This window comes from Cellulosimicrobium cellulans, assembly GCF_042723955.1.
Taxonomy (GTDB): Bacteria; Actinomycetota; Actinomycetes; order Actinomycetales; family Cellulomonadaceae; genus Cellulosimicrobium; species Cellulosimicrobium cellulans_H.
This window is the reverse complement of the sequence record NZ_JBHXIC010000045.1, coordinates 28,053-37,048: the sequence shown is the minus strand read 5'-3', so window position 1 is coordinate 37,048 and position 8,996 is coordinate 28,053. Positions and strand designations below refer to the sequence as shown.

General features: G+C 75.2%; 5 protein-coding genes. 1 reads left to right on the top strand and 4 read right to left on the bottom strand.

The window, feature by feature from the left end; genetic code table 11:
• Positions 1-309: 309 nt before the first annotated feature.
• The 4 genes from ACFWH7_RS13255 to ACFWH7_RS13240 all read right to left on the bottom strand — a co-directional run bounded on the left by ACFWH7_RS13255 (position 310) and on the right by ACFWH7_RS13240 (position 7,247).
• Positions 310-2,175, bottom strand: a complete 1,866-nt coding sequence (locus ACFWH7_RS13255; RefSeq protein WP_378216971.1) for a protein kinase family protein — start codon at positions 2,173-2,175, stop codon at positions 310-312.
• A gap of 97 nt (positions 2,176-2,272) precedes the next feature.
• Positions 2,273-4,189, bottom strand: coding sequence for a murein biosynthesis integral membrane protein MurJ (gene murJ, locus ACFWH7_RS13250; RefSeq protein WP_378216970.1), 1,917 nt, complete (start codon positions 4,187-4,189; stop codon positions 2,273-2,275).
• Positions 4,186-6,531, bottom strand: a complete 2,346-nt coding sequence (locus ACFWH7_RS13245; protein ID WP_378216969.1) for a DUF6049 family protein — start codon at positions 6,529-6,531, stop codon at positions 4,186-4,188. Before ACFWH7_RS13245 ends, murJ begins: the two co-directional genes overlap by 4 nt.
• Positions 6,528-7,247, bottom strand: a complete 720-nt coding sequence (locus ACFWH7_RS13240) for an NUDIX hydrolase (protein WP_378216968.1) — start codon at positions 7,245-7,247, stop codon at positions 6,528-6,530. The genes ACFWH7_RS13245 and ACFWH7_RS13240 overlap by 4 nt, the downstream gene beginning before the upstream one ends.
• Before the next feature lie 171 nt (positions 7,248-7,418).
• Here ACFWH7_RS13240 and ACFWH7_RS13235 point away from each other — a divergent pair, with 171 nt between their 5' ends.
• Entirely contained in the window at positions 7,419-8,852 is a 1,434-nt protein-coding gene (locus ACFWH7_RS13235) for a CCA tRNA nucleotidyltransferase (protein ID WP_463054446.1), read from the top strand.
• Positions 8,853-8,996 lie beyond the last annotated feature (144 nt).

Genomic DNA, 8,996 nt, shown 5'->3' with positions numbered 1-8,996 from the left:
GAGCCCGCGAGCACGAGCGGGGCCAGCCCCGCGCGCGCCGCGTAGATCGCCGCGGTGTACCCCGCGGGACCGGACCCGACGACGATCAGGTTCTGGACGGCAGACTGCTCGGTCACGTGCTCTCCTCGATGCTCGGTGCGTGGCGGCCGACCACGCGAGAGTGTGAACGCCGCCGGGGCGGCTTCTGTTCCACGGTACGGGTGTTCGCCACGCTACGGGGACCCGGCGCACGGCGCGCGTGCCGTCCACGCACCGCGGATCGGCGACGGTCGAGCCGGACCGGATCGGGCATCGCCGGTCCCGGGAGCGTCAGGAGACGAGGATCTCGTTGATCTCCGCGCGGAACTCACCGGCCGGGTTCTGCGGCAGCTCGGTGAACCACAGCACGATCGACTCCGCCTCGACCGGCTGGTCGAACGTGAACTCCGCACCGGGCGACAGCGGTCCCTTCGCGAGCACGGTGCCCTCGGTGGGGGCGTCTGGGCTCGTCGCCCGGATCTCGACGTTGCCGCCGGTCACCGCCGTGTCGAGCACGACCGTCGAGACGGGCGCCTTCTCCTCGAGCGTGACGGCGAACCCGATCCCCGAGCGGAGGCCCGCGAAGTCCGCCGCGTTGTATCGGCGCGAGATCCAGGTCGTGTCGGGCTGCTGGTCGTAGGCGAGCGGCGCGAGCTCGGGGTGCTCGCCTACGTTGTTGCCCGACGCGTCACCCTCGGGGTCCAGGGCCTGGCCCGAGGCGATCACGGGGCGGACCTCCGTCTGCGGAGGGGCCTGCTCGCCCTCCGCGGTGCCCTCTCCGCCCTCGGACGGAGCCTCCGACCCCTCGCCCGTCGGCTCCTCGCTCGTCTGGAGCGCAGGACCGAACCCGTCGAACGCGGTGTTCACCGCCCACACGACGCCCCACACCACGAGGCCCAGGACGAGCACGAGGACGATCGGGGTGGCGTTGAACCGGCGGGGGCCGCGCCGTCGTGGCGCAGGCTCGCTCCACGCCTGCGGCGCGTCCGTGGTCGGGGGTACGGGCGGCGGTGCGGTCGCGTACTGGACGGGCGCGGTCCCGGTGTCGTAGCCCGCGGGGGGCGGGGGGACCGCGTACGCCGCGGTCGCCGGGTCCGGCGCGGGCGGCGGGACCGCTGCCGTGGCGCCCGTGGCGACCCCGGCGGCGTAGGCGACGCCCGGACCGGCGGAGCCCGGCACGTCCCCCACGCGGTGGATGCGTCCCGTCGTCGGGCGTCGGACCGGCGGTGCGGGAGGCGGCGTCCCCGGGGGCGCGCTCGTCGCGCCGTCGAACGCCGTGCGGACGGACTGCCGGCTCACGCCCGCGGTCGCGGGCTGCACGAACGAGGGCAGAGCCGCGACGACCGAGACCTCGCCCCAGGGCTCGACCGCGCTGACGACGTCGGCGGGGGAGCGGGGCGCGTCGCCGGCGGGCGGCGCCGTCCACTCCTCGACCGTGCCGTGGGTGCCCGCGAAAGCCTGGGCGCAGAGCGCGTCCAGCTCCGCGGGGACGTCCGGGCGGACGGCGGAGAGCGGGAGGACCCCGTCGCCCGCGCGCTGTGCGGGAAGGGGGTGGATGGCGTCGGGGGCGATCCAGGGGACGTCCAACGACGGTCCGGCCCAGCGGGCCGTCATCGCGTAGTAGAGGAGTGCGACGAGCCCGACGGCGTCCGTGCGCGACGTCTGGTCGGCGTCGTGCTGGTCGTGGCCCGCGACGCCGGCGTCGATCCCGAGGCCCGTGAGGAGGACGCGGCTGCCGTCGACGCGGAGCGCGTCGGGCCGGAGCGCGAGGTGGTGGACCCCGCGGCGTCGGGCGACCTCCAGCGCGGCCGCGGCCTCGCCGACGATCGCGCGTGCCTGCTGCGGGTCGACGATGCCGCCCGCGACGACCTCGCTCAGCGTGATGCCCGTGTACCGCTCGGTGACGACGTACGCGACGCCGTCCTCCGTCCCGACGTCGAGGACGCGCGTCAGGCGCGGGTCGACGACGAGCGCGGCGCGCCGCGCGGAGTCGAGGGCGTCGGCGACGTGCGGACCGGAGACCAACGAGATCCGGACCGGCCGGTCGAGGATCTGGTCGTGCGCCGACCATGCGGTGACGTCCGACAGGTCGGACGTGAGCTGCTCGTCGAGCCGGTAGCGCGCGACGAGCAGTGTTCCTGGGGCCACGCCGTTCACCGGACCTCCTCCGTGGGACTCGTGGTCGACACACCATGGTACGCGGGCCCTGATTGCCCTCGTATCACCCGATTGAGGCCCGCGGGCCGCGCGCCGCTCACCGCCGCACGAGCCGACGGACGCGGCCCACGATCGGACGGGCGAGCTGGTCGAGCTCGCGCACGCGCATGAGCTTGAGCCCGCCCGCGTAGACGGCCGTCATCACGGCCCCGGCGACGGACACCACGACGACGGCCTGCCACCACGAGAGCCCGTAGATGCCGTCTTGCCCGTCGCCGGTGAGGACGACGAACCCTCGCAGGACGCCCCAGCCCGCGACGCCGCTGACGAGCGCGGCGAGCCCGGCCTTGACGTGCAGGCGCAGGATCCGGGCGCCGTCGAGCCCGCGGAGCGTGCGTCGTAGCCCGACGGTGCGCAGCGCGACGGCCACCAGGTTGGACACGCTCATCGCGAGGCCGATGCCCACGACCCAGAGCTGGGGTGCCAGCACCTGCGTCGCGAGCCACGACACGCCGACGAGCACGAGCGTCCCCGGCACCTGGATCCAGAAGACGGTCCGGCCGTCCTCGAACGCGTAGTACACCCACTTCATGAGCACCATGCCGCCCAGGGGGACGAGCCCGAGCGCCATGGCGCGCAGCACCTCGGAGACCGCGGCGCCCGAGGCGGCGTCCACCGAGGGGACGAGCAGCTTGGTGATCGGCAGGGCGAGGACGACGAGCACCACGGTCGCGAAGACGGTGAACACCCCGACCGTCCGCACGCCGCGCGAGAGGTCGTGCCGGACGCGCGCGAGGTCGCCCGCGTGGGCCGCGGCGCTCATGCCCGTGAAGAGCGCCGTCGCGATCGAGACGGTCACGAGCGAGTGGGGCAGCAGGTAGATCATGAGCGCCTGTGTGTAGGCGGCGTTGCCCGCCACCGCGAGGGCTCCCGAGAACGCGTCGGGTGCGCCCGTGATCAGCCCGGTGACGGCGCCGAGGGTCCCGGGGTCGTCACGGTAGGGCCCGAACGTCTGCGCGAGCGCCGCGCGGGGCGCCTCGCTCGCGAAGCGTGTGGTGAACAGGACCCCGACCTGCTCGAGGAGGACGGCGGCGAACGTCCACAGCGCCACCTGGCCCGCGGACCGCAGGCCGATGCCGTGCAGGCCGAACCGCAGGTGCCAGCGGAAGCCGGCCCGCCACAGCGGGACCACGAGGATGAGCGCCTGCGCCGCGACCCCGAGCGTCGCGGTGCCGGCCAGCAGCGCGATCTTGGGCCCGTCCCACTGCGTGAGGTCGTCGACGTTCCCCGTGGCCGCGGGACCGTAGATCGCGATGAACGCCGCGAACCCGGCGATCGACACGACGTTGTTGAGCACCGGTGCCCACATGAAGGGACCGAACTGGCCCCGCGCGTTGAGCACCTGACCGAGCAGCGTGTACAGCCCGTAGAAGAAGAGCTGCGGCGTGCACCAGAAGGCGAAGGCGACGGCGAGCGACGTCTGCGGCGCCGTCCAACCCGGTCCGGTGTAGAGCGCGACGAGGATGCTCGACCCCGCCGTGAGCAGCGCCGAGAGCGCGATCAGCACGACGCCGGAGAGCGTGAGCAGCTTGTCGAGCCGCTCCTGGGTGTTGCGCGCACGGTAGGCGCGGACGATCTGCGGGACGAGGACGGCGTTGAGGACGCCGCCCGCGAGGATCGCGAAGAGGACGTTGGGGATCTTGTTCGCGACGTCGAACGCGTCCGCGACCAGGCCCGTGGTCCCGATCGCGGCGACGAGGAGGACGTTGCGGACGAGCCCGAGACCGCGCGAGACGAACGTGCCCGACGCCATGAGCGCCGACGAGCGGCCGAGCCCGCCCGTGCGGGGGGCGGGCGCCTCCGCGGCCCCGGCCTCGGCGGTCTCGTCCGGGGTGCCCGACGCCGCCGGGTCGCCGGGGAGCGCCCCGGACGGGACGACGTCGCGCGTCGTGCCGGGACGCGTGCCGTGCCCGGCGCCCGGGGGCCGGACGTGCCGGGGCTGCTCGGGGCTCACTCGACGCGCTCCTCGTCCCGACGGGCAGGCTGCGCGGGCGGCGTCGGGTCCTGCGCGGGGGGTGCCGGCTGGTCCACCGTGGCGCCTGCCAGACGGCGGGGCGAGCGGCCGCGGCGCACCGTGCGCCAGATCCCCGCCACCAGGGCGAGGGCCAGGAGCACCGCCACGACCACGGTGCCGACCGACTCCCAGTCGGCGCGCACGCGCACGACGAACTCCTGCGGCTCCGCGACGCGGACCTGGGGCTGCGCCGCGCTGACGAGCTCGACCTCCACCGTGACGTTCCCGCTCCCGAACCCCTCGACGGGCACCCCGACGCTCGTCTCGGCCGCGACCAGGTCGCCGTCGGCGTCCCGGGTGGCGGCCGGGATCGTCACGGTCCGGCGCTCCGGCGCGCGCAGTCGCGGGTCGTCCGGCCGGAGCACGACCTCGACCGTGGCCTCCTGCTCCAGGGTGCTGCGCACCCGGACGGGGAGGTCCTCCTGCTCGGCCACGAAGAGGAACGGAGCGCGCGTCTCCACCGAGAGCGTGCCCCGGACGGCGGCGGACCGTTGCTCGGCGTACTGGACGGCGAGCACGCGCGACGGCTGCGCGGCACGGAACGCGACGGCGGTCGGGGTGACGAAGCCGGGCTCGAGCGGGCGCGTGATCGTCGTGGGGTCGGCGCCGACGGTCGCGAACGCGGCGAGGTCCGCGCGCGACCGGTCGAGGGCACGGAGCTGGGCGACGGTGATCTCCCCCTCGCCGACGACGTTGTCCGGCAGCGTCGTGCGCTCGACGGCGGGCGGCGCGGACGCCAGGAGGTCATCCACCGGGGCCAGGTCGACCCAGGGAGCCGCGCGGAGGGCGTCGAGCCGTGCGGTGAAGAGCGTCGGCTCGGCCTCCCAGCTCCGGGGCAGGGCGACGACGACATGGCGCTGCTCGGCCGGGCGCTCGCGGGCGATCACGGCCGTCTCGGCGAGGATCCGCTGCGTCGCGGTGACGCCCGAGCCGTCGCCGGTCGACAGGAGGGCGGTGAGCACCGCGTCCGCGACGATCGCCTTCACGGGCCCGCCGGCCGTCGCGACCTCGGCGACGCCGGACGGCGTGTAGGTCAGCGACTCGTCCGGGACGAGCCCACCGGGACCGACGACGGTCGCGGTCGCGCCCGACGCCGCCGCGAGCGTCGTCGTGGACAGGTCGGGGACGGCGTCACCCGGCCAGGCGAGGTCGGTCCGCCACGACGCCGTCGGGTCGGCCGCGGCGTCGATGCCGGGCGTCTCGTCCGCGGCGGCCGCGTCGTCCTCCGTCGTGTCGCCGTCGGTCGTGTCGCTGTCGGTCGGGTCGCTGTCGGTCGGGTCGCCGGCGGTCTCGTCGTCGGACGGCGGGTCCTCGGTCGTCGGTCCGGGCGCGGCCGGGAGCGGGGTGCCCTCCGGCAGCGCGAGACCGGCGTGCGCGAACGCCGCGACGTCCGGGTCGTAGGCGCGCAGCGCGAACGCCGACCGGCCCGCGGCGGCGGTGCTCACGGCGTCGGCCCAGGCGTTCACGGCGGGGTCCTCGGCTCCCGTCGCCGCGGCGAGCAGGGCCGGGTCGGCGACCCACGCGACCTCCGGAGCGCCACCGGTCGCCGCGAGCAGACGCCCGAGGCGACCGTCCGTCGCCACCGCGGCCGAGAGCGCGTCGTCGTACGCCTGGGGGTCGGGGTCCACCGGCGGGCCGGTCATGGCGGCGACCACGCTCAGGCGCAGCGGGGTCACCTCGCCCGACGGCTCCCACAGGACGAAGGTGCGTTGGACGGCTCGGCGTGCGCCGCCGTCGGACACCGCGAGGGAGATGCCGCGCGGGCCCCAGTCGCTGCCCGCGTGCAGGCCGAGCTCGGCGACCGGGACGGTGAGCGTCGTCTCCACCGTCGCACCCGGCGCGAGGGCCCCGAGGTCCTCGCCGGTGACGCGGACCCCGACGCGACCGTCGAGCCCGATCGTCGTCCAGCTCTCGAGCGCCGACCGGGTGCTCAGCACCCGCCGGTCGATGCCGAGCGCCACCATGGGCGCCCCGAGCGTCTCCGTGGTCCCGTTGGTCACGCGCGCGGTCACGGTGAGCGTGTCGCCCGGGCCGAGGACGGTCGGCTGGAGCGACGAGACCTCGAGCGTCACCGCGTCCTCGGTCTCGGTCGCCGTGCTCGTCGAGGTGCTCGTCGTCGTGCTCGCCGTCGCCCCCGCCGCCGCGACGGCACCGCCGAGGACGACGCCGACGGCGAGGACCAGCAGGGCGACCAGTGCGACGAGGAGGCGAGCGGACCTGCCGACGAGCGGGGCCGACGCGGCGCCGCCGGGGCGCGCGCCGCTGCTGGGGGAGGGCGTCATGAGTGGTCGGTCGAGCTCCGTGGGGCGGGCGGTGCCGGGCCGCCGCGACCGTCGTGCGGACGGCCGGGCGAGCGGACGATCGTCCTGGTCACCCTACTCTCGACCACCCCGTGGAACCGCGCCGGCCTGCCCTCGAGGACGCTCTGCGCGACGGCGGCGATCCGGCGCTCGTTCGGGTAGGCGAGCCGGTCGGGCAGGTCCGCCACGGGGATCCACGCGACGTCCTCGGCCTCGCCGTCCGGGTCGCCCTCGACCGTGAGGTAACCGCCCGTCGCGCGCAGGAGGAAGTGGTGGACGACCTTGTGCACGCGGCGGTCGTCGCCGGTGAACCAGTAGTCGATGACGCCCAGCGGCTCCTGCACCGCCCCGTGGATGCCCGTCTCCTCCGCGATCTCGCGGACCGCGGCCTGCTCCGGCGTCTCGTCGCCCTCGAGGTGGCCCTTGGGCAGGCACCACTCGAGGCGTCCTCCCCGGTTGCGCCGGGCGATGATCGCCGCGCAGAGGTCGCCGCCCGCGAGCGTGACGACGAGCCCGCCGGCCGAGACCTCGTCGACCACGGGCAGCGGAGGCGGCGCGGGGGCCGGGCGCGAGCGCGGGTCGATGCGCAGCGCGTGCCCGCCGGGCGGGGCGGGGACCGGGAGGGGCTGCCCGCGACCGCTGTCACGCCCGCCCGCCGGATCCCTCCGGGGCTCGTCGGCGTGCGCAGGGGTGGACATGTCCCAACTTTACCGAGTGGACGTCGGCTCCCCGGGACCGGCTCCCCGGTGCGGGCGTCGCATCTGGCAGGCTTGGGTGTCGTGCCCCAGCCTTCGTCGCCCCAGCCGTCGCCCCAGCCGGCATCGCAGTCGACGCCGCAGTCGCTCGAGCTCCAGCGTCGCGCCCTCGCCGTGCTCACCGAGATGGCACCCGCGGCGATCGAGCTCGGTGAGGCGTTCCGCGCCGCCGGTCACGAGCTCGCGCTCGTGGGCGGGCCCGTCCGCGACGCGTTCCTCGGGCGAGCGAGCAACGACCTCGACTTCGCCACGTCCGCGTCGCCCGACGAGACCGAGGCGCTCCTCGCGCGCTGGGGCGACGCGCACTGGGACATCGGCAAGGAGTTCGGCACGATCGGTGCGAAGCGCTTCGGCCGTGGGGGGCCCGGGGACGAGCTCGTCGTCGAGGTGACGACGTACCGCACCGACGAGTACGACCCGACGTCGCGCAAGCCCGTCGTCGCGTTCGGCGACACGCTCGAGGGCGACCTGTCGCGCCGGGACTTCACCGTGAACGCGATGGCGGTGCGCGTCCCGGAGATGACGTTCGTCGACCCGTTCGACGGCCTCGACGACCTCGCACGCCGCGTGCTGCGCACGCCGATCGCCCCGGAGCGCTCGTTCGACGACGACCCGCTGCGCATGATGCGTGCCGCTCGGTTCGCGGCCCAGCTCGGGTTCGACGTCGACGGCGGGACGCTGGCCGCCCTCGTCCTCATGACCGAGCGCATCGAGATCGTGTCCGCAGAGCGGGTGCGGGACGAGCTGTCGAAGCTGCTGTGCGCGACGTCCCCGCGTCGCGGGCTCGAGGTGCTCGTCGACACGGGCCTCGCCGACCACGTGCTGCCCGAGCTCCCCGCGCTCAAGCTCGAGATCGACGAGCACCACCGGCACAAGGACGTCTACGAGCACTCGCTCACGGTCCTGGACCAGGCGATCGCCCAGGAGACCGGTCCCGACGGCGCGGTCCCGGCCCCCGACCTCGTGCTCCGCCTGGCGGCGCTGCTGCACGACGTCGGCAAGCCGCCGACGCGGCGCTTCGAGTCGGGGGGCGGCGTGAGCTTTCACCACCACGAGGTCGTCGGCGCCAAGATGGTCGCCAAGCGCCTCAAGGCGCTGCGGTACGACAAGCAGGTCGTCAAGGACGTCGCGCGCCTCGTCGAGCTGCACCTGCGGTTCCACGGCTACGGCGACGGCGCCTGGACCGACTCCGCGGTGCGCCGGTACGTGACCGACGCCGGTCCGTTGCTCGAGCGGCTGCACCGCCTCACGCGCGCCGACTGCACGACGCGGAACCGGCGCAAGGCGCAGCGGTTGCGCGAGTCGTACGACGACCTCGAGCGCCGCATCGCGGACCTCCAGGAGAAGGAGGAGCTCGACGCCGTCCGGCCGGACCTCGACGGCCAGCAGATCATGGCGATCCTCGGGATCCGGCCCGGACCGGTGGTGGGCAAGGCGTACAAGCACCTGCTCGAGCTGCGCCTGGACCGCGGGCCGGTCGACGAGGAGACCGCACGCGCGGAGCTCCTGGCCTGGTGGGCCGACCAGCCGGAGTCGTCCACCTCCTGAGTGGGCGCGCGGCGGAGGACGCCGAACACGACATGGGTGCCGTTATCGGGGCGATAAAGGCACCCAAGTGGTGTTTGCTGGCGCGGGTCCGGGTTCTAGACGCCGGGTGGGGGCGGCTCAGAAGGGGTCGGTGGGCCGGGGGGC

Bases quoted from the DNA above. Each gene is read 5' to 3' on its own strand.
- ACFWH7_RS13240 (WP_378216968.1), bottom strand. From the start codon at position 7,247: ATGTCCACCCCTGCGCACGCCGACGAGCCCCGGAGGGATCCGGCGGGC.
- ACFWH7_RS13245 (WP_378216969.1), bottom strand. From the start codon at position 6,531: ATGACGCCCTCCCCCAGCAGCGGCGCGCGCCCCGGCGGCGCCGCGTCG.